Here is a 21359-nt window from a genome sequence, read left to right as displayed (position 1 = left end):
ATCGTTATTACAGCCCCATTAAACAAAAGCCCCGGTCTTACGACCAGGGCTTTTGAAGGTACTTTGTCAGCAGTCTGGGCTCCCACCAGGGAGCCCCTTTTTTGTATGGCCCTGGACCAGGCCTTGGTTCTAACCCCCCGGTTCGACAAAACGCAAAGCGTTTTGAACCAAGGCGCGCAGCGCCGCAGCCCGCGAGGGTCACAACACGCCCAAGCGTGTTGTGAGTAATCCCTGTCTGACTCCCCACGGTTCTCTATCGACCATCCAGGGAGCCCCTTTTTTGTATGGCCCTGGACCAGGCCTTGGTTCTAACCCCCCGGTTCGACAAAACGCGCCAGCGTTTTGACCGGGGTCGCGTACGACACGAGGCGCAAAGCGCCGCAGCCCGAAGGGTCACAACACGCCAAAGCAGGTTGCGAGTCATCCCTGCCTGATGCGACGGGCTGCTTCTGGACACGCACACGCTTCAAGCTGTGTGTCGCTTGAGACCTCGCTCATTTGTCAGAGACCTCACAGTTCCCAGTCCAGCACCAGGGCGGCGACACCGAAAGCGACCATACACACACCGGCGATAAGGGCGAAGGTGAGGCCTGAAAACTCCTTGAGCGGTGTATCGAACACTTCCGTGGGAGAGTCCGGGTTGAAATAGACGGTTTTGCGCTGGCCGATGGGAAAAGCACTTTCACGTGTCGATTTGCGACGACCCTCAATCCGGTGCTCGTTGCCGTCATCGTCGCGATACGCATAGATCGCCTGGTAAGCCTTTACCGTTCGCGTATCAGTACCCGTAATGGTGGTGTCCTGGAGCTCTACAATGACTGCTTCGGTCTTTTGGCCGCGATTGAAGTGCATGCGGGCCTCGCGCAGGCCATTCACGCCCGTGTACACAAAGACCAATCCGAAAACAATAATGATTACTGACATGTCCTGCCCCCCGACGCCCGAGCACTACCAATAAAAATGTAATATGGATGGAGACGGCTATCTGCGTATCACTGTGAAGCGTTTTCAGCGCTCAGTCAAAGCCCGCCCTCCCCGCTCACATCCAGGTCCCCCGTCTCAACGACATCAGGCCCATGCACAACGTAATCGACAACCCGACCGGCAGGCCCCAATCTGCGACCGCCTCCACCAGAAACAGGAAGGGTGTGTCAGACTGCTGACACACCCCGGATATTTAGCCGGGTAGTGCGATTCTGGTTGATCTGTCCCGGCCTTCTATACTGTCCCGGGTACCCGTAAACATGAAGGGTAATTCACACAGGACATCAAAGAAGGAGAACAACCCATGTCCCTATCACACTTGCTGCGCTTGGGCGGCCTGCTTTGCATGCTTGCCAGCGGTCTCGTCCACGCACAGGACAAGCCCAATATTCTGATCATCTGGGGCGATGATATAGGGTGGATGAACCCCAGTGCGTATCATCGCGGCATGATGGGCTACAAAACCCCGAATATCGACCGTATCGCCAATGAGGGGGCGCTGTTTACAGACTGGTACGGTCAGCAAAGCTGCACTGCCGGCCGCGCCGCCTTCATCACCGGCCAGAGCCCGTTCCGCACCGGCCTGCTGAAGGTCGGATTGCCCGGTGCCAAGGAGGGCCTGTCAGAGAAGGACCCGACGATCGCCGGGCTGCTCAAGAATCACGGCTACATGACCGCCCAGTACGGCAAGAACCACCTCGGGGATCTCGACGAGCACCTGCCAACCAACCACGGCTTCGATGAATTCTTCGGCAACCTGTACCACCTGAATGCGGAAGAAGAGCCCGAGAGCCCCGACTACCCCAAGAGTGCCGAATTCAAACAAAAGTTCGGGCCTCGCGGTGTCATCAAGTCCACCGCCGATGGCAAGATCGAGGACACTGGCCCGCTAACCAAAAAGCGGATGGAAACCGTCGATGAGGAAGTGACGGCCGGAGCCATCGATTTCATGGAGCGGGCAGCAGCGGCGGACAAGCCCTTCTTCCTGTGGTGGAATTCGACGCGGATGCACGTCAATACCCACCTGAAGCCCGAATCTGACGGTGTTACCGGCCTCGGAATCTATGCCGACGGCATGGTGGAGCACGATGGTCACATCGGCCAGATACTCGACAAACTGGAGGCACTGGGCCTCGATGACAATACCATTGTGATGTACTCCTCTGATAACGGAGCCGAGGTGTTCCTGTGGCCTGACGGTGGCATGACCCCATTCCGCAATGAAAAGAACTCGAACTGGGATGGTGGTTACAGGGTGCCTACCCTGATCAAGTGGCCCGGCGTCATCAAACCCGGCTCAATCTACAACGATGTGTTCTCGCACGAAGACATGCTTCCCACCATCATGGCGGCCGTCGGAGAACCCGATATCAAGCAGAAGCTGCTGAAAGGTCACCGTGCCTATGGGCACAACTACAAAGTCCATCTGGATGGCTACAACCTGATGCCCTATTTCAAGGGCGAGACCGAACAAGCGCCGCGCAAGGAGTTTTTCTACTGGACAGACGATGGCCAGCTGGCCAACTTGCGCTACGACCGCTGGAAAATGGTATTCATGGAACAGCGGGCGCACGGTTTCAGTGTCTGGGAAGAACCCCTGGTCACCCTGCGCGTACCGAAGCTCTTCGACATGCGCGGCGACCCTTTTGAACGTGCTGAACACGACGCGGAGGGCTACAACATCTGGCGTTTCGACAGGGCCTACCTGATCCTGCCAGCGGTCGACTATGTATCGCAGCACCTGGCAACCTACCGCGACTTCCCGCCGCGGCAGAAACCCGGGTCCTTCAATCTCACCCGCGTACTCGAGACGTTGCAGCAGAACCCCAGCACCAACTGAGGCTTTCCCCACCAGCCAAACCGGGCCCGGCCAAACTCTCTGGCCGGGCTCTCCACTCAGGCAACAAACTGCCGCGTAAACACCTCTGCGTCCCGGCTGAGGAATCTGCCACCGCGGTCACCTGGGTTACCGCCAGAAAACAACTAGACGTCTGCCCTCACCCACCGCAGGTCATTCACTCGTGACTCGATGGTGCGCAGCAATCTGTTCTTCGCTCAGACGAAGGAATCGGGCCGCATTATTGTAGAAAATATCGGCTTTCTGCTCCCGGGTGAGAAAGTCGGCCTCCTGAATGACTTCAATGCACTCGCCGATCACTTCCGGCCACCACATTTGATCCGACCCGAACATGATGCGCTTGCCCAGTCCCCGCAGCATCAGTTGTTCCAGATACATCAACATGGTGCGCTTGTCGAAAATATGCAGGTTGGTGGAAACGTCGACGTAGACGGTAGGGTACTGATACATGAGGCCGGTGATTTCATCGAGAAATGGCCAACCAGCGTTCTCCAGATAAAGACGCAATGACGGGTATTTGCGCAGCACAGGCGCGACACGTAACGGGTGGCCCAGTTCCGAAGGGAACTTGTCACCTCCTCCTCACCAGATACAACAGAAAAGCAGCAATGAAGGCAGATATTGGATATCTCATCACAGCACGCCCTTGTGGCAGGCACGCTAAATCCTGAACAGGCGGCAGCAGATCGAGACATCAGGGCTCAATACTGAAGTCCTGTTATCTGCGATGGCCGACACCTGGCCCGGTAGCTGTACTCTATTATCCGGGCCAGAGGATGAGTTCACCGGCCTACGTCAAAGCGCCGCTACGGGCATGCACCCGGATTTTCGCCCGGGTCATCCTGTACCACGACGGCCCGCAGGGACAACAGGACCTTATTGAGCTGCGAGTAGGCCGGGTCTCCCATATAACCGCTGTTGCCGCGGCGACACTGGACCGCTGCTTCTTCAAGGTCTTCGAGGAAAGCGCTGAAGGAGTGATGATCAATGCTGAGCCCCCCATGGGCACAGGACATGTCACGCCCGACATAGACACAGGGGCCTCCCGTTGCAGCACAAGCAAAATTGACCAGTGAGGTCCTCAAGTCCTCCGCTTGTCCGGCATTGAGCTCTCCGGCAAAGAAGTCATTGATGCGGTCATCTCCGGTAATGACCTCGAGGCCGGTATCAATCCAGCACTCGATGGCAGGTTGGCCACCAAGGTCATCATAGAGTGACTGCGCGTTCGACATGCCACTGTAGCAAAAGGCGGCGGTGACCAGGGATGCGGAAAAGAGACGTACGACAGCTGCGCGAGACGGATTCATGTTCATGACGAGTCCTTGTTCGACAGAACCGTTAGGGAATCATAAATTCGGGATACAGCGGCTGTAAGCGTAGACCGAGGATACGGTTTCGACAAATTGTCCGATGCGTCTCCCCCTTCCGCGACATCGGGGTGCTCTGTTGCATATTTCCATATGGAATTTGGAATTGAGTTTTTGCAGCACAACAACATTTATCCAATCAGCCCCCTGCTCCGACCTACGTAAACCGCCACATGAGCGCGAGAGCGTCTATACTCAACCCTGAGCCTGGCGATTGCGGCGGGTTCTCCTGCCTGTTGCTGCAGCTCTGCACTCACAAAATACGTTGTTACCCCTCAAACCTTCCCGAAATTGACTGTTCAATTTGATGGAGGTTCCTCATGAAAATCCTCTCTAAATCCATGCCCCGATGCTCTCAGCGTCCACACGCAGGAAGCGTGCGATCTCTGGTCTTCATCCTGGTGATCGCGTTCGGCATTCTGCCAGCGGCCGTCGCAACCGCCGACGGATCGCCAGGGCCCTACAGCGCTTCGGCGCTAAACGGTACGTACGTGTGGTCGGGGATGCTGAAGTTTGGCGCGCCAATCCCGATACCGGCGCTCATTGTCGACGGCGCGCCCCCGCACGACCAGGTGTCACCCGGTGAAGTAGTGGGTATCTGGGCCACAATTCTCGGCACCATGACCTTTGACGGAGCCGGCAACGTCACGCGCTTTGACGATGTGGTCAAGTCCGGGGAGATCGTGCCGCTGCCACCTGTACCCTTCGAAGCGCTCCCTCCCTTTCCGGAAACGGGATCGGGCGTCTACTCTGTCAGCGAGAGCGGCACTGTCGGCATTCAACTGACGGGGCGTGATCCTTCGAGCCCTGAAGGCCAGGTCGACTTCGAAAATGACCTGCACTGCGTTATCCAAAAACGCCAGCAGGAAATGCAGTGTGTGATTGCGCGTTTCAAAACCTACTTCGTTGACCCGAACGGCTATGCGAGCCCGATTACGGGCTTGATCACCATGAAGCGTCAACACTGAGACACACTTCCCACTGTATCCGAGTGACCTGAGGCGGCTCTGGTCACATCCCGGCGCCCGGAGGGGTCCAATAGCCGCTTGCTCCGGGTTGCGCTGCTCGCTGGATCGACATCAGTGATCGGTCAGGCCTTCTCTTGCGGCAAACGAACCGTTGCGCAGAAAGTAGATCACCTGCCCCTGCACATCCGCATTCCACATCATAAAGGTGTGGGATGCCGGCATCTGGATAAAATCACGCGTGCCTTCCACCCGGGTTTCGGCCACTGACACGGTACCGTCACTGGGTAGCGACGGCGCCCCCGGCAACGGTGGACGCCAGGCCAGGGTGCCGGCGATCACACCCAGTTCAAAGTCCACCGGGCCGAGTTGTCGTGGAACGGATACCGGCCCGGTTCCCAGTTGTGCAATGGCTGCGGGCCGCAGCCAGCCAAGCCAGTCCAGCGCGGCATAATAGTCCGCCAGCTCGCTGCCCTGATTGGGGGGCCCAAGCATGACCACCCGCCCCAGGTGCGCGATGCGGTGGTAGGCAAGGTACTCACGGACCAGGATGCCGCCCAGGGAGTGGGTGACGAAGTGGACGTGCCTTGGCCGGAACTCCACACACTCAGCCAGCCCCTTGTTCACAGCCATCACGGCGAGCTCATCGATGGAGTACAGCAGCGAGGGATAGGTGATGTTGGCGACGTTGTAGCCTGCCTTACGCAAGGCCCAGGCCATATCCACCATGGACAGCTGGGTGCGGCCAAGTCCGTGCAAGAGCACGATGCAATCCTCACCCGGTCTGTCTGCGGCGGGCTCAATTGGCCGGGCGTCGAGCGGCGCTGCGAACACCAGAGCGAGAAACAGCAGTACACCAGGCAGTTTCATTCGGCAGCCACCTTGATCAGCCTCCATCAATCCCGCTGGAAACCAACAGGGTGTACCCCGCAGTGAGGCATCCTCGGTTCACTGCCCTGCCGATCCGAAATAGGGAACTGACGTAAACGTTTCGCTCACCTCGAGCAGCCGCTTTTGTGCCTCGGGGTCGGAGGCCTGGGGAATGGCTTCGTCCGCCTCGAACACATTGAAGAACTGCCCGGTACCCACGTCGTCATTGATCAGTTGCAGCAGCGCGTCGCGGCCAGTTTCCACCGATGACTGGGGTTCGATACCCAGGTCGATGACCATGTCTGTGTCCATCAGGCCCGAGGGGAACAATGCGTTGGTGACGATATTGCGGGCCGCCAGTGCATCCTTCATGGCATAGGTCATCATGATCTGCGCGTTTTTGCTGCGCAGGTAGGCATCCAGGCTCTTGTAGTTCTTCTCGAACATCAGGTCGTCAAAATCCAGGGGGCGCTGCCCCGAGGCGACGTTCACCACCCGGCTGGGAGCGCTGGCCTCGAGCAGGGGCAGCAGCAGGTTGGTCAGCATGTAGCCAGCCAGGTAGTTCACCTGGAAATGCAGCTCATAGCCGTCACCCGATACCCGCCGACCCGCCTCGTCGGAAAGTGCGATACCGGCGTTGTTGACGAGGACATCGAGCCGTTCGTAGTCCGCGAGAATACGCGTGGCGAGGTTACGGGTTTCCTCCAGGCTGGCAAGGTCCGCCCGGTAGAACCTGGCGCTACCGCGGCCGCTGTCCTTTATCTGCTGGAGCACTTCCCTGGCACGCTCTTCGTTGCGGCCGTGGAGGATCACATGATCACCCGCCCGGGCCAGGGCCAGCGCGGTTTCTCGCCCCAGGCCGCCGGTGGAACCCGTCACCAGGATGACGCGCTGGCCTGGCGCGGGGGACATCTGTTCCGCTCGGGCTTTGCCTGGCAGCACGATGAGTGCCGCCACCAGAAGCGTCACAGGTGTCCACATAGCCACAACCTTATGGTCGACATTACCCCTGCTCACCTGCATGGTTTACATCCCTGTCGTCTATAGAACCTGCTCCCAGTGTAACCCCTCTGTAGTTGCGGGCCACACTCCACCCTGCAATGATGGCATCCCATCCACTGCGAGCGACCCAATGCGCCACGGCCAGACCCTTCCCGACGACGACAGGCCCCTCAACTGGCGAATCCTGTCGCGACTTTGGCCCATCCTGCGGGAATACCGCTGGCGAGTAATCGCCGCCCTCGCCTGCCTGCTGCTGGCCAAGGGCGCCGTGATCGCCATCCCCTTCCTGCTCAAGCATCTGGTCGACGGCCTGGATGCAACCGCCGGTATCGAACTGGCCCCTTTGCTGGTACTCGGCCTGGTACTGGCCTACGGCGGCGCCCGCTTTGCCAATGTGTTCTTCGGGGAGTTGCGCGACACCATTTTCGGGCGGGTGACGGAACGGGCCATGCGCCGTATCGGCCTGCAGGTGTTCCGCCACGTCCACAGCCTGGATCTCGACTACCACCTGAATCGGCAGACCGGTGGCCTGGCCCGGGATATCGAGCGCGGCGTTACCGGCATCAGTTTCCTGATGCGGTTCTTTATTTTCAATATCGCCCCGACCCTGTTCGAAATTGCCATGGTGGCGGGCATCCTGCTGCTGAACTACGGCCCGCAATTTTCGGTGGTGGTGGTTGTCGCGGTGGTTACCTATGGTCTGTTCTCCTTCCGCGCCACCGAGTGGCGCACCCGCTTCGTGCGGGAAATGAACCAGGCGGACTCCATCAGCAATACCCGGGCGGTAGACAGCCTGCTCAATTTCGAAACGGTGAAGTACTTTGCCAACGAGGCGTACGAAGCCGGGCGCTACGACGAATCCCTCGCGGTTTGGGAGCAGGCCCGGCGCAAGAATCGCCTGTCCCTGTTCACCCTGAATGGGGGCCAGGCCCTGATTATTGCCATCGCCCAGACCGTGGTGATTGGCCTCGCGGCCTGGCAGGTGCGGGCAGGCGCCATCACCCTGGGCGATTTTGTGCTGATCAACCAGTTCATGATCCAGCTGTTCATGCCGCTGGGCTTCCTCGGTTTTGTCTACCGGGAGATCAAGGGCTCGATGGCGAATATCGAGAACATGTTCAAGCTGCTGGCCCTGCGGCCGGCAGTGGTGGATGCCCCGGACGCCCAGGTACTGGACAGTACCGCCAACAGCGTCAGCTTCGACAACGTCAGCTTTGCCTACCAGGAAGACAGGCCGATTCTCAACCAACTCAGCTTTACCATCGAGCCCGGCAAGAAACTCGCCATTGTCGGCGCCAGTGGCGCCGGTAAATCCACCATCGTGAAGTTGCTGTTTCGCTTCTATGACCCCTCTTCAGGAACCATCCGCATCGGCGGGCAGGACATCAGCCAGGTCACCCAGCACTCCCTGCGGGAACAGGTGGGCATCGTGCCCCAGGACACGGTGCTGTTTAACGACACCCTGTTCGAGAACGTGCGCTACGGCCGGGTGGATGCCAGCCGCGAGGAGGTGGAGAACGCCATCCGCCTGGCCCACCTCGACGCCTTTATCGCCCGCCTGCCCGACGGCGGCGATACGCTGGTGGGCGAACGGGGCCTGAAGCTCTCCGGGGGCGAAAAACAGCGCGTCTCCATTGCCCGCACCATTCTCAAGGGCTCCCCTATCCTGGTGTTCGACGAGGCCACTTCATCGCTGGACAGCAGGTCGGAGCGCGCCATCCTTGACTCCCTGGCGGAGCTGGCCCGGGAGCACACCAGCCTGGTCATTGCCCACCGCCTGTCCACCGTGGTTGACGCCGACCAGATCCTGGTGCTGGACCAGGGCGAGGTCGTGGAACAGGGCACGCACACCGAACTCCTTCGCCGGGGAGCAAAATACGCGGAGTTGTGGCAGGCGCAGCAATCGCGTGCCGCCGGCGAAACCGCCCCAATAGCAGTTCTGAACTAAAAATGGCAGCCCTCAGTTAATTGGAACCGCCCGCCCTGATCCAGAGCCCTCTTATTTATTACCGTGCCACCGGAGCAAAGCTGCTCAAAAGCTGATCTATACTGGGTTTACAGCCCTTCGATGCCGATAAACATCGCTTGAAATTGGAATTCCCGGCCTTATTATGGGTCCAAGTATCGAACGCAGTAACTGTGCTGCGCACAATGGAGTAAACGATGCAAAACAAGCCGCTGTACCAACGTGAGTACAACCTGAACACCGCAGGCATGGAGTCTGTCGTGAGCACCAACAAGGTGCTGAGGAATACCTACATGCTGTTGGGTATGACCCTCGCTTTCAGCGCCCTGACTGCGGGTATTTCCATGGCCATGGGCCTGCCCCACGGTGCCGCTCTGGTGCTGTCACTGGTCGGCTTCGGGCTCCTGTTCGTGGTCCACAAAATGGCAGACACCAGCAAGGGTCTGTGGGCCATTTTCGCCTTCACCGGCGTGATGGGCGCCTCCCTCGGCCCCCTGCTCAACGCCTACGCAGCCATGCCCGGCGGCCCGGCGCTGGTCATGCAGGCCCTCGGTGGTACCGCCATCGTGTTCTTTGGCCTGTCCGCCTACGCCCTCACCACCCGCAAGGATTTCTCCTTCATGGGCGGGTTCCTGATGGTGGGCCTGATCGTGGCGGTCGTGGCCATGATTGCCAATATTTTCCTGGCGATCCCGGCACTGGCGCTGACCATCAACGCCGCCGTGATCATGATCATGTCCGGCCTGATCCTGTTCGACACCAGCCGCATCATCCACGGCGGTGAAACCAACTACATCCGCGCCACAGTCTCGCTGTACCTGAACATCTACAACCTGTTCATCCACCTGCTGAGCCTGCTGACCGCCCTGGGTGGCGATGACTGAGCCTCGCCCCGCGCTGCACGAACCCCGGTGCCTGCCACCGGGGTTTTTTGTTTTTGGCCCGCCACACACGTCGTGAAATACGCCCTCCTCGTCCTCGCCCCGCCCGGCAGCGCCAGCTACAGCGCGCTGCACTTTGCCCGTGCCGCCCTGGAACGGGGCCACAGTATTGAACGGGTGTTCTTTCTGGATGACGGGGTCAATAACGGCCTGGACACTACCGTGCCCCCCCAGGGGGAGCGCGATATTCCGGCGCTGTGGGGCGCCTTCGCCCGGGAGACCGGTGTCGAGCTGGTACTGTGCGTCAGTTCCGCTGTACGGCGTGGCCTGCTCGACGCCACCGAGGCCCAGCGCCATGAGAAGCCCGGTCCCACCGTGACCGAGGGATTCACCATTGGTGGCCTGGGGCTACTGCTGGAAGCGAGCGTGGCCAGTGACCGTGTCCTGACCTTCGGGGGCCAGGCGTGAGCGCTGTAAAGTTGCTACTGGTCTGCCGTCACGCGCCCTACGGCAACAGCCTCGCCCGCTCGACCCTCGATACCGCCCTGGCGGCGGGTGCCTTTGACATGGCGCCCACTCTGCTGTTCATGGCCGAAGGGGTGCTGCAGTTGTTACCCGAGCAGGACCCTACGGACGTGGGTACCCGCAATCATCGCAAGGTGCTGGACTCACTGCCCCTGTACGACATCGACCAGCTCTACGTGGACGGCGCCGCACTCGCCGAATACGGCCTGACAGACATGCCGCTGCCAGAGGGCGCTGTCGTTGTCGACGGCGACGGCATGCGCAAACTGCTGCAGGCGGCCGATCACCTGCTGGGGTTCTGAGATGATTTTGCACACGCTCAATGCAGCCCCGGAACAGGGTGTCTTCCAGCAGTGCCTGGGGCAGCTGGGTACCACTGACGCCCTGTTGCTGATGGGTAATGGGGTGTACGCCGCCCTGGACGGCTCTCCGGCGGCCACCCGATTGCTGGCGACAGGCGCAACACTCTATGTACTGCAAGACGACGCCCGCGCGGCCGGCGTCCTGCCGCGGCTGTGCCCCGGGGTAAAGGCAGTCGACTACGCCACCTTCGTCGAACTCACTGAGCAGTTTCCCCGGCAGCTGGCCTGGTACTGAACATGCTGGAACCCGGAGCATTCGACAAGGAGGGTTTCCTGCGCAACCTCGAGGACTGGAGCCCCGAGGTCGCCGGCCAGATCGCCAGCGCAGAGGGCATCACCCTGGAACAGGCCCACTGGGAAGTCATCGAGCTGCTGCGCGACTATTTCGCCGAATTCGACTCCTCCCCCGCCATGCGCCCTCTGGTAAAATACTGCGCCGCCAGGCTGGGGCCGGACAAAGGCAAGAGCATCTACCTGCTGTCCCTGTTCCCCGGCTCGCCGGCCAAAATCGGCAGCAAGATCGCCGGACTCCCGAAACCCGAAAACTGCCTCTAGGAGGCGCAGCCCATGGCCTCAGCACCGCTCGCAGCCGTTACCGCCGAGCATCCCTTCGCACCCTATGTCCGCATTCTCGGCAAGGGCAAGACCGGCACCCGCTCCCTCACCCAGGACGAGGCCCGCGATGCCTTCGGCATGATCCTGCGCGGCGAGGTAGAGCCGCTGCAGCTGGGTGCCTTCCTGATGTTGCTGCGGGTCAAGGAGGAATCCGGGGCGGAGCTCGCCGGGTTCGTGGAAGCCTGTCGCGACTGCATGGAGCCCAACGCCCCAACCGGTGCGGCGGACCTCGACTGGTCCAGCTATGCCGGCAAAAAACACCAGCACCCCTGGTTCCTGCTGGCGATCCTGCTGCTCAACCAGGCGGGCTACCGGGTATTCCTGCACGGCGCCGGCGGCCACACCGCCGGGCGCCTGTACACCGAACAGGCGATGGCCCAGCTCGGGTTACCGGTGGCGAATAACTGGCAGCAGGTGGATGCACAGCTCGCCGGCGAAGGCCTTAGCTACCTGTCTCTCGAGCACTTCTGTCCCGGCCTGTACCAGATCATGCAGTTCAAGTCGCTGCTGGGGCTGCGCTCCCCGGTCAATACCTTTGCCCGCATGCTCAACCCGCTGAATGCCCCGGCCAGCATCCAGAGTATCTTCCACCCCGCCTATGCCGCGCTGCACCTGGAGGCCGACAGGCTACTGGGCCAGCCCGCCTCCCTGGTGTTCAAGGGCGACAGCGGCGAGGTCGAGGTAAAACCCCAGGCCAACACCCGCCTGCTGTTCCAGCGTCAAGGTGAAGGGATAGAGGCCACATTCCAGCGCGCCCTGGGGGATCGTGTCGCGGCCGTCGAACAGCCCGACGTGGCGCCACTGCGCAGCCTGTGGCGCGACGAAGAGCGCAATGAATACGGCCTGCTGGCCACCCTGTCGACCTGCGCCAGCGCGCTGATGTTGCTGCGCCCGGAGCTGGAGGCCAGCGAGGCCACGGTGGAAGCCGAGCGCCTGTGGCACGCCCGGGATGCAGCGAGGTTGCCGGCATGCCCCTGAGCAGCTTCGCCCCCGAGGGTTACGCCAGCCAGTTGGCGGACAAGGTGACGCAGGTCAGTGCCCTGCTGGCCCCTTTCGATGCGCCGGCGCCAACCGTATTTGCCTCGCCGCCCGAGGCCTTCCGCATGCGCGCCGAGTTTCGCATGTGGCACGACGGCGATGAGCTCGACTATGTCATGTTCCGCCGGGATGATCCCAAAACCCCGGTACCCATTCGGGACTTCCCCATCGCCTGTGACACGATCCAGGCGCTGATGCCGCGCCTGCGTGAACGCCTGCGCCCGAGCGAGGTACTCCGGCGCAAATTATTCCAGGTGGAATTTCTCAGTACGCTGGCGGGCGATACCCTGGTGACGCTGGTGTACCACCGCCGGCTGGAAGCCGACTGGCAGGCCGAGGCCACACAACTGGCTGACGAACTCGGGGTGGCCATCGTGGGCCGCAGCCGCAAGCAGAAGGAAGTCCTGAGCAGAGACTACGTGACCGAAACCCTGCCGGTCGCTGGCCACAGTTACGACTACCGCCAGTACGAACAGGCCTTCACCCAACCCAATGCCCGGGTCAATATACACATGCTGGAATGGGCGGTTGCGGCGGCCGGGGGACTGGACGGCGACCTGCTCGAACTCTACTGCGGCAACGGCAATTTCACCCTGCCCCTGTCACGCTGTTTTGACCACGTGGTCGCCACCGAACTGGCCAAGACCTCGGTCCGGGCAGCGCGCTGGAACCTGGAACACAACGGCATCGACAACGTGCAGATGATCCGCCTGTCGGCGGAGGAAGTCAGCCAGGCCATGGCCGGTGAACGGGAGTTCCGGCGCCTGGCGGAACTGCCGCAACCGCTGGCTGACTACGACCTGCGCACCGTATTTGTCGACCCGCCGCGAGCGGGCCTGGACCCGGCCACCGAAGCCATGGTCAGCCAGTTCCAGCACATTCTCTACATCTCCTGTAATCCGGAAACCCTGGCCGGCAACCTTGCCCACATCAGCCGGACCCATAAGGTCGAACGGTTTGCCCTGTTTGACCAGTTCCCCTACACCCATCACATGGAGTGTGGTGTACTGCTCAGCCGCCGTTCGAGCGTGAACTGACTATACTGGAAGGAATCACCGCCACCCCAGGGAGGTAGCAACGATGGAACTGGTCAAACTCTCCACTACGGAAGTTGAAGAGCAGCTGGCGACACTGCCCGATTGGGGGCTCGACCAGCACAAGCTCTACCGCCATTTCGTGTTCACCAATTTCGTTGATGCCTGGGGATTCATGAGCCAGGTGGCGCTACTGGCGGAAACCGCCAATCACCACCCGGAGTGGTCCAACGTCTACAACCGGGTGGAAATACACCTCACCACCCACGACGCCGACGGTATCTCGGAACGGGATTTCGCCCTGGCCCGACAGATCAACAGCCTGCTCTGACGAGTTGCCCTAGCAGCGAATCCCGAAAGCCAGCAGGCCTCGGCCCAGCACCTCGTCCAGCCGTTCGCCGTCGCCCTCGCTGATCTCGATGGACTTCAGCTGCAGTTCCCGGTACACCTCGCGCCGACGCAGGCGCGCCGATAGCGCACCGGCGGGCACGTCGCTGTCCCAGCAATCGATATAGACATTCCCCTGCGGCAGGTAGAAATCCGCTTGCAGGGGTTCCTCACAGGGCAGCGCGCGGCCGTGGGCATGGGCCAGTTGCGCCAGGTAGAGCCAGTCGCACACCTGTCGCTGCAGCAGCGACCCGAGTTGATGGCCGTCCAGCCCTGCGTGCTGCAGGGGGGCGCTGTTGGCCGCCGCGAACAGGTCCGGCTCGCCCTCTATGACACCCTCTACAGCGCCCTCGCCCGGCGTTTCCGCCGCCGGCGGCAGCATCCGGGCCAGCTCCCGCAGCACCACCGGGTGATCGACAATTTCGTGGGGCCAGGTCACATAGAAGGCGCCACTGTTTTCACTCTCGGCCTGCTGGCCGCCCCAGCGCCGCCCCAATTCAGTCAGTTCCCAACCCAGGATGCTGTGCTGTTGCAGGCCTATCTCGGCCAGGGCCCGATTGATGCTGCGGGGGTGCAGTCCGGGGAAAAAGCGCCTCAGGGAGGCCGCGGTGATGCGCTGATTGGACTCGATGGATCCCAGCAGGGGGTGGTCCACCAGCGTTTCCGGCCAGACGATATAGCGGCCAAAACGCTTGCTGTTGCGGTAGCTGCCACCCTCGTACTCGCCCTTCGGGGTCAACAGCCAGTTGTCGGCCCGGCGCTCGATCCAGCCATAGTCCCGGAGGGTGACAAAGAGCTGCTGGACCGGCAGGTCCAGCGCCTTGGCCAGGGCCGTGGTGGACAGGCGCTCCGGGGCGTCGCTCACGGCATCAACCCGCCAGGGCCGCTTCGCGGTAGCGTTGCTCCAGGGCACTGTAAACCCGTTCGGCGAAGTCTTCCGCCTGGTGGTCCAGCTCCGCAATCAATTCCACCAGGTGCTCGTTGTCTTCCCGGCCCTGCCAGTTCTTGATGTAGCTGCCGTCCTTGTAGCCGTTGTCCTGGCGGAAGAAGTTGAGGACATTCTTGCCCACGTAGGCCGAGTAGAGGCTGTCGAAATCGAGCCCTGAGGCCAGCATCAACTCCCAGAAACAGGTGGGCGAAAAGCTCCTGGTCTCCAGTGAATGGTGGGCCAGGGCTTCGGTGGCCTCGCGCACATCGAGACCTTGCGGGCTGAACCCGGCCACCTCGGCGGCGATCTCCGCCGCCATTTCAGTCAGGCCCTTGCCGGGGGTGAACAGTGCCGACATGCCGAAATGCCAGATATCGATCACCTCGAGCCGAACCTGCTCCATGTCCGGTTCCTGCTTTTTCCACCACTTGTAACCGTAGTGCTCGACCAGTTCTCCGCACTCTATCCAGATTGCCCGGTACCAGGCGAAATTCTGTTGTATCCACTGCTCGTGAACCCGGGTGTTCATCCGGTGCTGCATCGCCAGCATGTTTTCCAGTGCCTGTTGCAAAGCCTGACCTCGTTCTGTTGGTACTGTGGTTGGTGTCAATCGCGGCAAGCATAGCAGCCGCCTCTCCCCGGTGACAGATCAGTTGTCGACCGCTGTCCAGCTACCCGGGATGTTGTCCTCCACCAGCTCATTGATGCTGATGCTCACAATGTCGTGATCCTGCCCCACCTCCGCAGCAAACAGCGACTCCTTGCTGCTGCGGGCGATGACCATCGACAGGGGATACTTGCGCCGCAGCCACAGTGCGGTGCGCAGGTTCTCTTCCTCGCGCCCGGTGCCGAGCACGAAGACGGTGTTGTCTCCGGTCACCTCCACTGCGTCGCTGACCTTGCGCCAGACCTCCGGGTGGGCGATGTCGCCCTCGTAGACCTGGCGCTGGTAGCCGCCGGAAAACGCCATCTGCTCGTCGGCCACCAGCACCCGCCGTTCGGCATCGCGGTCGATAATCAGGACCGACGCCAGTTCGTCGATAGCACAGCGCTGCAGCTCTTCGAGAATGGTTTGGCCGAAACGGCCAAAGCCGGCAAGGATCACCACGTCCTTGGAGCGGGTTTCGTGGAAGTGGTGGATCATGTGGCTGCGCACCAGGCCCGCTGCCGCCAGGTGGTAGGTATTGAAGGTTTCGCACTGCTGGGCGACCCGGGTATCCGCCATGGCGCGCATAAAGCGCAGGTTGCCACAGTGGATGACCACACGCTTGCCGATATCCGGCCTCATCTGTAGCAATTTGCTGGCGGCTTCGTAGCTGCGCAGGCTGTTGTCATCCAGCAGCAGGATTTTGCGTGCGCGGGTCACTTTCATCTGCTCGAGGCAGTATTCGTGGGTGATATCGCCCACGATGACCAGGGCATCGAAACTGTGCTTGAGCTCCTCGATCAGGGATGAATCCATCGCCGCGTGACTGACCACCACCACCGGGATTTTGGGGTTACGCTTGCGCAGGACCCGCAGGTAACTGAAGGTGAGCTCGTCGTGGCCCACCACAATAATGTGGTCGCGCAGGCGGCGATACTGCCAGCGCCGGGGTGCGATGGCCTTCAGGAGGGCCTCTACCAGGGTAGACGCTGCCAGAATCGGCGCGCCAAAGAAGCAGATCCACAACAATATCCGCGGCACCAGGCCACCGCCCTGAGGCGTACCCAGGTCTGCCCCACCCAGCATAAACAGGGTCAGCGCATAATAGACTTTCATCAGCAGTGAGCCGTCGGCCACTTCAGGACGCTCGCTGACCGTCACCCCCATCTCGAAGGCAAGAATGGAACTGAAGAAGAAAAACAGGGCGCCGGCGCTGCGCCAGGGAAAACGTCGTTTTATCTGTAGTGGTTGCATGTGGCGAACAAAAGGGCCAAGAGTAGCGGCGCCGGCGGGTGCCGTCTACGACTGGTCCAGTTTTTCCAGATAAAGCAGCGTGTTGAGCCAGGAAACGAAGCGCGCACTGCAGGCAGGTGACAGTTGCTGCATGGTGGACAGCGCCCGGGTGGCCAGTTTTTGAGGATTCAGGGGCCCGGATTCCTGGGGCGCTTCGGCCACCGAGTGGGCCAGCAGTTGCTCGGCCCCGGTGCGCTGCATGCGCTGGCGGTAGGAGCGCGCCGAGCGCAACTCCTGCCGTTCGACCGTACTGCCGTACTCGGCCAGCAACTGTAATTCCTGCTGGCGCAGCTGGTGCTCAAGGCCACCAGCGGATTCCTCTACCGGGGAATCCCGGTGCAGCGCCTCGATCTGGCTGACCAGGGCTAACAGCGGCCCCGGTTCCCGCGACAGCTCCTGGCTCTTCTCCAGCCGCGCCAGGGCGCGGCCGTTCCAGCCTTCCAGTGCCGAGTTGATCGCCGGGGCCAAGGCCGGTTCCCGCTCATACAGCGCCCGTGCCCGCTCCACCCAGTCACTGCGGGCTGTCTCGACACGGTCCGCGTAAAGGCTCATCTCGCAACGGGCGCGCCCCTCATACCACTCGGCCAACTGGCCCTCGGCGCCCTGTGCCCGTGCGACCAGGGCATCCAGGTAACTGAAGCCCGGCGGGTCAAAATACTCGGCACCGATCTCCCGCAGCTGCGCCAAACCCCGGTCCAGGGCCAGGGATTCGACATCGGGCACGGGGCCCGGCAGATGCAGGCCGCTTGCTGTGTCCGCTTCGTTATCCGGGCCGTTTGCCGTCACGACCTCCGCCTCCAGCGCCGGGGTATCCTGTGGGACGGTCTCAGTCATCGCTCCCCAGCCTCGGCACCGGGGCCATCTCCACCCGGCGATTGCGGGCCCTGCCCGCCTCGTCGGCGTTGGCCGCCACGGGTTGTTGCTCACCAAAGGCCGAGGCGAACACCAGGGACGCGGGCATGCCCTCCTCTATCAGGGCCCGGGTGACAGTGAGCGCGCGCTGGGCAGACAGTTCCCAGTTGTCCTCGAAGTGCAGGTTATCGCTCTGGATGGGCAGGTCGTCGGTAAAACCGCTGACCATCAGCAGCTCGTCGCGCTCCGAGAGATAATCCTGCAGCGGGCCGATCAGCGAACCGAGCAACTCACGCCCCTCGTCCTGCAGGTCTGCCGAGTTAAGGGCAAACAACACACTCCCGGAAATACCAATGCGCCCGTCGCGCAGGGAAATGCGGCCCGACGCCAGTGGATCCGCCAGCGCCTGCTCGAGCTGCTCGCGACGCTGCTGCTCTACCTGGCGCTGTTCCGTTTCAAAGGCCAGGTCCTGGGCCAGCTCGAGCTGGTAGCCAATCACCCAGACCAGGATCAGCACGAACACCCCGACCAGCGCAGCCATCAGGTCGCCAAAAATGGCCCAGACCGGTGTCTCGGTGTTGCTGTCGTGCAGGTCGCTCACTGGGCGGCCTCGGGTTCAAAGAGCTGCTGCTGGCCACCGAGCTGGCGCAGCTCCTCGATAATTTCCTTCTGCGACAACACGCTGTGGTCGATAATCTCCCGCGCCTGGGCCACGTAGTAACCCAGCTGCTCGTCGCTGCGCGCGCCGGAGCGTTCCATGGCCTGCTCCATCCGCTCCAGGCCGTCGATCAGGGACTGGTTGGCATCGCTGAACTGGCCCACGGCCGCCCGGAAGGCCTCGCCCAGGCTGGCCACCTCGCCGGCGCTACCGGCCACGTCCACTGCAAGGCCTGACAAGCGCTCAACGCCGTCGTGTACCTGGGAGCCGATGTGTTCGCCCAGCTCGGCCAGGGTTTCCGCGGAGCGCGATACAGCGGACTGCACCACGTCGTACTGGCCGGCAGCGGAATTCTCCAAACTGCCCATCAGACTCTGCAGGCGCTCCAGCAACTGCTCCCGCTCCTCCAGCAACTGGTTGTCCCGGGCGACGTTGTTGGACAGTTCCTCGCGCAGTTTGGCGATGACCTCGGCGGCGGCCTTCGGTGTCTCCGAGGCGGTCTCGATCAGGCGGGTCAGGGGGGCTTCCAGAGACGCGCCCAATTCGGCCAGGTGCTGGGCCGCTACCCCCTCGAGGGCCTGCAGGCGCTCGGCGGCCACCTCGGCGCGACCGGCTTCGGCGTCCCGCAGGGCGCTGAGCTGGGTGGTCGTGGTTTCCAGAATGGCCTGTAGCTGTGCGTCCTGCTGTTCCAGTCTCTGAGCCTCGACGGATTCCGCGCGCTCGCCCTGTGCCTGCAGGGCGTTCTGCAGCGTCTGCAACCGGTCGAGCAGTTCCACGGTGCGCTCGCCCTCCGCGTCCCGCAAGGCGGCGATGCTGGCTGCGCTCTGGGTCATCAGTTCGCCCAGTGCCTGCTCCTGCCGGGCGAGGCGCTCGGCGTCGGCACTGGCGGTAGCCGCGCGGTGCTCCTGCAGCACAGTCTCCAGGGCCTGCAGGCGTTCCTGTGTCGCCGCTGCCCGCTCGGATTCCCTGTCGGCCAGGCCATCGAAGGCATTGGCGCTCTGCTCCAGCAGGGCCTGAAGGCGATCCTGGGTCGCAGCGGCCCGTTCAGACTCCTTGTTCGCCAAGCCATCGAAGGCGCCGGCGGTCTGCTCCAGCAGGGCCTGCAGGCGCTCTTCGTGTTGCACCAGCCAGCGGGTTTCCGCCGCCTCCCGGGCCGCGGCCATCTCGCCCATACGGTTGAACACGCCCTGAAACTGTTCCTGCAGCTGGTCACCCTGCTCGCGCTGGCGCGCCTGCTGCTCACGGGCAACCTGCTCGATACCCTCGCCGATACGCTGGGCAAGGCTGCCGTTGGCCTCGCCCTGTCGTTCACCCGCAGCCGTCAGTGCGGCATGGACTTCATTGGTCGCACTGGTAAATTGTTCGGACAGCACTTCCGCCTGTTCCCGGGCCAGGCTGGCCAGTTGCTGCCTGGTGGCCTCGCTGTGCTCAGCGAGCGCTGAGACCGCCGCCTCCATGGAGGGGCGGATGCCCTCTCCGGCCATGCGACCGCTCTCCGCCAGGCTGGACTTCAGGCTGCTGCCAACCTCCTCGCCCAATCGCGAAAAGTCTTCCCGCAGGGCGCCGTACAGCTGTTGCTGGTTGCGTTCCAGGGTATCGCCCAGTTCGGTACCGAGTCGGGCCAGGCGGTCCACCAGGGCGTCGAGGCGTTCAACCACGGCGGGCACTGCCGCAGACTGGGCCTGCAGGGAATCGAAAGCAGCCTGGCGTCGCCGCTCCAGGTGCTGGTCGGGGAACACGTCGTGGGCAAAGGTATCGAGGGCGCGACCGGCAAGCAGTCGCTCCCGGCGACACAGTACCGACAACAGGCCCAGGCAGGCCGAGGCGGCAATACCGGCAACCGAGGTGCCAAAGGCCACGCCCAGGCCGGCGATCGGTGCGGCCAGGCCGGCGCGGATGGCGTCCAGTTCAGTGCTGCCCTGCAGCGCCCCCACCGCCCCGGACAACGTATCGACCATGCCAAAGAAGGTGCCCAGCAGCCCGAGCATCACCAGCAGGCCCACCAGGTAGGGTGTCAGCACTGGCCCGGGCAGATGCGACGGCTGTCCTTCCAGCCGCCCCCGCGCCGCTTCACGCAGATTGGGGTCGAGCCCCGCCAGCCAGGTGGAAGGCTCCCCAACCTGCCCCGGGGGCAGGGCCAGCGCCGTCGCCAGCGTGCCGGTCGCCTGGCGAAAACGCCAGAGTTCCAGTACGCCCGCGGTGTAGGCCAGCGCGATGAGCGCCGTCACCGCGAGCGCCAGGCCATTGACCCCGACAAAACGGGCGGCGACCCACACAACAATAGCGGCGCCCACCAGGGTGACGAGGAAAAACGGGAGTCTATTCATAGTGCTTCACTTTCTTGGGTTGGGGCCTGGCAGGGAGTTTGGCCGGGGTGTTCCGCCAGGTGTTCGTCGAGGGCCTCGATCAGCCCCAGCACCGGTAACAGGCGGGCATCGATTTCCGCCAATAGCAGCGCCTGTACATCCGACTTGAGTTGTTGTTCCGCTTCCGCCGCGCCTTGCAGCAGGGCCTCCCGCGCCGCGGCCTGCATCTTGACCAGCACGCCGGGAATGGTCGCGAACACACGCCGGCTGTGGACCGCCAGAATGTCGCCCAGCACTTCGTCCAGGTTCGCGAGTTGGGCCAGCCCGGAGTCCGCACCACTGAGGGCATCGCGGCTGCGCTCGTGCACACCGCGAACACGGGCGTCCATTTCCCGCTGGTGCGCGCTGTAGAAGCGCTTCAGTGCATCGCCGCCCCCCGCTTCCATCACCGCTTCCGGCCATTGAATACGGGTAGCGCCGGTCCCGGGGACCAGGCTGCGCATCACCGCGGCGATCATGGCAGCGCGAACTCGCAGGAAGTCCTCTCGCGCCCGCCGTGGGTCTTCATCCACCGCCTCGAATGGCCGGCGTTCCAGCATGGCCAGGGTGTCCGCCAGGGTGACGGAATTGGAGAGGTCGATCATGCCCCCCAGGCGCGGCCCGAAATGGCGCGATTCCGTACCCGCGGCAGGGCCGCCCAGGGTACTGAGAAGACTGATCAGACGGGACTGACTGAAGGCTGCGGAGGTCGGGGCTCGGCTCATCACGTATCGGGCAGATGGAAGACTCGCCCCAAAGCGCAGATTATTAGCTAACTTATTG

At 62.4% G+C, this 21359-nt stretch carries 23 protein-coding genes; 11 read left to right on the top strand and 12 right to left on the bottom strand.

Annotated elements, in window-relative coordinates:
* Positions 1 to 510: 510 nt before the first annotated feature.
* Positions 511 to 924, bottom strand: a complete 414-nt coding sequence (locus tag FV139_RS13960) for a DUF3592 domain-containing protein (protein WP_148069051.1) — start codon at positions 922 to 924, stop codon at positions 511 to 513.
* A gap of 364 nt (positions 925 to 1288) precedes the next feature.
* On the opposite strand from FV139_RS13960, the gene FV139_RS13955 reads away from it, so the two are divergent.
* On the top strand, positions 1289 to 2824 hold the full coding sequence (locus FV139_RS13955; protein ID WP_148069050.1) for an arylsulfatase: 1536 nt from the start codon (positions 1289 to 1291) through the stop codon (positions 2822 to 2824).
* A gap of 171 nt (positions 2825 to 2995) precedes the next feature.
* On the opposite strand, the gene FV139_RS13950 is transcribed toward FV139_RS13955, so the two are convergent.
* Together FV139_RS13950 and FV139_RS13945 are read right to left on the bottom strand one after the other, a co-directional pair.
* Positions 2996 to 3397 (bottom strand): amidohydrolase family protein, encoded by a 402-nt coding sequence (locus FV139_RS13950; RefSeq protein WP_148069049.1) that lies wholly within the window; start codon positions 3395 to 3397, stop codon positions 2996 to 2998.
* Positions 3398 to 3648: 251 nt separating this feature from the next.
* Complete coding sequence (locus FV139_RS13945) at positions 3649 to 4155, bottom strand: group I truncated hemoglobin (protein ID WP_148069048.1); 507 nt, start codon at positions 4153 to 4155, stop codon at positions 3649 to 3651.
* 374 nt (positions 4156 to 4529) lie between these two features.
* On the opposite strand from FV139_RS13945, the gene FV139_RS13940 reads away from it, so the two are divergent.
* The gene (locus tag FV139_RS13940; RefSeq protein WP_148069047.1) at positions 4530 to 5177 is read left to right on the top strand and encodes a hypothetical protein; all 648 of its coding nucleotides are present in this window, start codon (positions 4530 to 4532) and stop codon (positions 5175 to 5177) included.
* A 111-nt stretch (positions 5178 to 5288) separates the two neighbouring features.
* Here FV139_RS13940 and FV139_RS13935 read toward each other — a convergent pair whose 3' ends face one another.
* Both FV139_RS13935 and FV139_RS13930 read right to left on the bottom strand, forming a co-directional pair.
* On the bottom strand, positions 5289 to 6044 hold the full coding sequence (locus FV139_RS13935) for an esterase/lipase family protein (RefSeq protein ID WP_213004122.1): 756 nt from the start codon (positions 6042 to 6044) through the stop codon (positions 5289 to 5291).
* A 78-nt stretch (positions 6045 to 6122) separates the two neighbouring features.
* Positions 6123 to 7025: an SDR family NAD(P)-dependent oxidoreductase gene (locus FV139_RS13930; protein ID WP_187276535.1), complete on the bottom strand. Its 903-nt coding sequence runs from the start codon at positions 7023 to 7025 to the stop codon at positions 6123 to 6125.
* A gap of 151 nt (positions 7026 to 7176) precedes the next feature.
* Between FV139_RS13930 and FV139_RS13925 the strand changes: the two genes are divergently transcribed.
* From FV139_RS13925 to FV139_RS13885, 9 genes are all read left to right on the top strand, one after another.
* A complete protein-coding gene (locus tag FV139_RS13925) occupies positions 7177 to 8994 on the top strand; it encodes an ABCB family ABC transporter ATP-binding protein/permease (protein ID WP_148069045.1) in 1818 nt (605 codons plus the stop codon).
* A gap of 215 nt (positions 8995 to 9209) precedes the next feature.
* Positions 9210 to 9896 (top strand): Bax inhibitor-1/YccA family protein, encoded by a 687-nt coding sequence (locus FV139_RS13920; protein ID WP_148069044.1) that lies wholly within the window; start codon positions 9210 to 9212, stop codon positions 9894 to 9896.
* A 72-nt stretch (positions 9897 to 9968) separates the two neighbouring features.
* The gene (gene tusD, locus FV139_RS13915; protein ID WP_148069043.1) at positions 9969 to 10361 is read left to right on the top strand and encodes a sulfurtransferase complex subunit TusD; all 393 of its coding nucleotides are present in this window, start codon (positions 9969 to 9971) and stop codon (positions 10359 to 10361) included.
* Positions 10358 to 10720 carry a sulfurtransferase complex subunit TusC gene (gene tusC, locus FV139_RS13910; protein ID WP_148069042.1) on the top strand — a complete coding sequence of 121 codons (363 nt, stop codon included), beginning with the start codon at positions 10358 to 10360 and terminating at the stop codon, positions 10718 to 10720. The genes tusD and tusC overlap by 4 nt, the downstream gene beginning before the upstream one ends.
* 1 nt (position 10721) lies before the next feature.
* Positions 10722 to 11015 (top strand): sulfurtransferase complex subunit TusB, encoded by a 294-nt coding sequence (gene tusB, locus FV139_RS13905; protein WP_148069041.1) that lies wholly within the window; start codon positions 10722 to 10724, stop codon positions 11013 to 11015.
* 2 nt (positions 11016 to 11017) lie between these two features.
* Positions 11018 to 11335 carry a TusE/DsrC/DsvC family sulfur relay protein gene (locus FV139_RS13900; protein ID WP_148069040.1) on the top strand — a complete coding sequence of 106 codons (318 nt, stop codon included), beginning with the start codon at positions 11018 to 11020 and terminating at the stop codon, positions 11333 to 11335.
* A gap of 12 nt (positions 11336 to 11347) precedes the next feature.
* On the top strand, positions 11348 to 12373 hold the full coding sequence (locus FV139_RS13895) for a glycosyl transferase family protein (protein ID WP_148069039.1): 1026 nt from the start codon (positions 11348 to 11350) through the stop codon (positions 12371 to 12373).
* Positions 12364 to 13470 carry a tRNA (uridine(54)-C5)-methyltransferase TrmA gene (trmA, locus tag FV139_RS13890; RefSeq protein WP_148069038.1) on the top strand — a complete coding sequence of 369 codons (1107 nt, stop codon included), beginning with the start codon at positions 12364 to 12366 and terminating at the stop codon, positions 13468 to 13470. The genes FV139_RS13895 and trmA overlap by 10 nt, the downstream gene beginning before the upstream one ends.
* Before the next feature lie 43 nt (positions 13471 to 13513).
* The gene (locus FV139_RS13885; RefSeq protein WP_148069037.1) at positions 13514 to 13798 is read left to right on the top strand and encodes a 4a-hydroxytetrahydrobiopterin dehydratase; all 285 of its coding nucleotides are present in this window, start codon (positions 13514 to 13516) and stop codon (positions 13796 to 13798) included.
* Positions 13799 to 13807: 9 nt separating this feature from the next.
* Here the strand turns inward: FV139_RS13885 and FV139_RS13880 are convergent, their stop codons facing one another.
* The 7 genes from FV139_RS13880 to FV139_RS13850 form a co-directional block, all read right to left on the bottom strand.
* The gene (locus tag FV139_RS13880; protein WP_148069036.1) at positions 13808 to 14719 is read right to left on the bottom strand and encodes a hypothetical protein; all 912 of its coding nucleotides are present in this window, start codon (positions 14717 to 14719) and stop codon (positions 13808 to 13810) included.
* Positions 14720 to 14723: 4 nt separating this feature from the next.
* On the bottom strand, positions 14724 to 15353 hold the full coding sequence (locus FV139_RS13875) for a dUTP diphosphatase (protein WP_187276534.1): 630 nt from the start codon (positions 15351 to 15353) through the stop codon (positions 14724 to 14726).
* A 78-nt stretch (positions 15354 to 15431) separates the two neighbouring features.
* Positions 15432 to 16682, bottom strand: a complete 1251-nt coding sequence (locus FV139_RS13870; protein ID WP_148069035.1) for an NAD-binding protein — start codon at positions 16680 to 16682, stop codon at positions 15432 to 15434.
* Positions 16683 to 16727: 45 nt separating this feature from the next.
* On the bottom strand, positions 16728 to 17555 hold the full coding sequence (locus FV139_RS13865; protein ID WP_148069034.1) for a DUF2894 domain-containing protein: 828 nt from the start codon (positions 17553 to 17555) through the stop codon (positions 16728 to 16730).
* Entirely contained in the window at positions 17548 to 18174 is a 627-nt protein-coding gene (locus FV139_RS13860; RefSeq protein ID WP_148069033.1) for an OmpA family protein, read from the bottom strand. The genes FV139_RS13865 and FV139_RS13860 overlap by 8 nt, the downstream gene beginning before the upstream one ends.
* Entirely contained in the window at positions 18171 to 20558 is a 2388-nt protein-coding gene (locus FV139_RS13855; RefSeq protein WP_148069032.1) for a DUF802 domain-containing protein, read from the bottom strand. Before FV139_RS13855 ends, FV139_RS13860 begins: the two co-directional genes overlap by 4 nt.
* Positions 20555 to 21301, bottom strand: a complete 747-nt coding sequence (locus tag FV139_RS13850; protein ID WP_148069031.1) for a DUF3348 family protein — start codon at positions 21299 to 21301, stop codon at positions 20555 to 20557. Before FV139_RS13850 ends, FV139_RS13855 begins: the two co-directional genes overlap by 4 nt.
* Positions 21302 to 21359: the final 58 nt, after the last annotated feature.

The sequence above is a fragment of the Parahaliea maris genome, assembly GCF_008064665.1.
Lineage (GTDB): Bacteria > Pseudomonadota > Gammaproteobacteria > Pseudomonadales > Halieaceae > Parahaliea > Parahaliea maris.
Note: the sequence above shows the minus strand (reverse complement) of the source record. Positions and strands in the feature narration are given on the sequence as shown.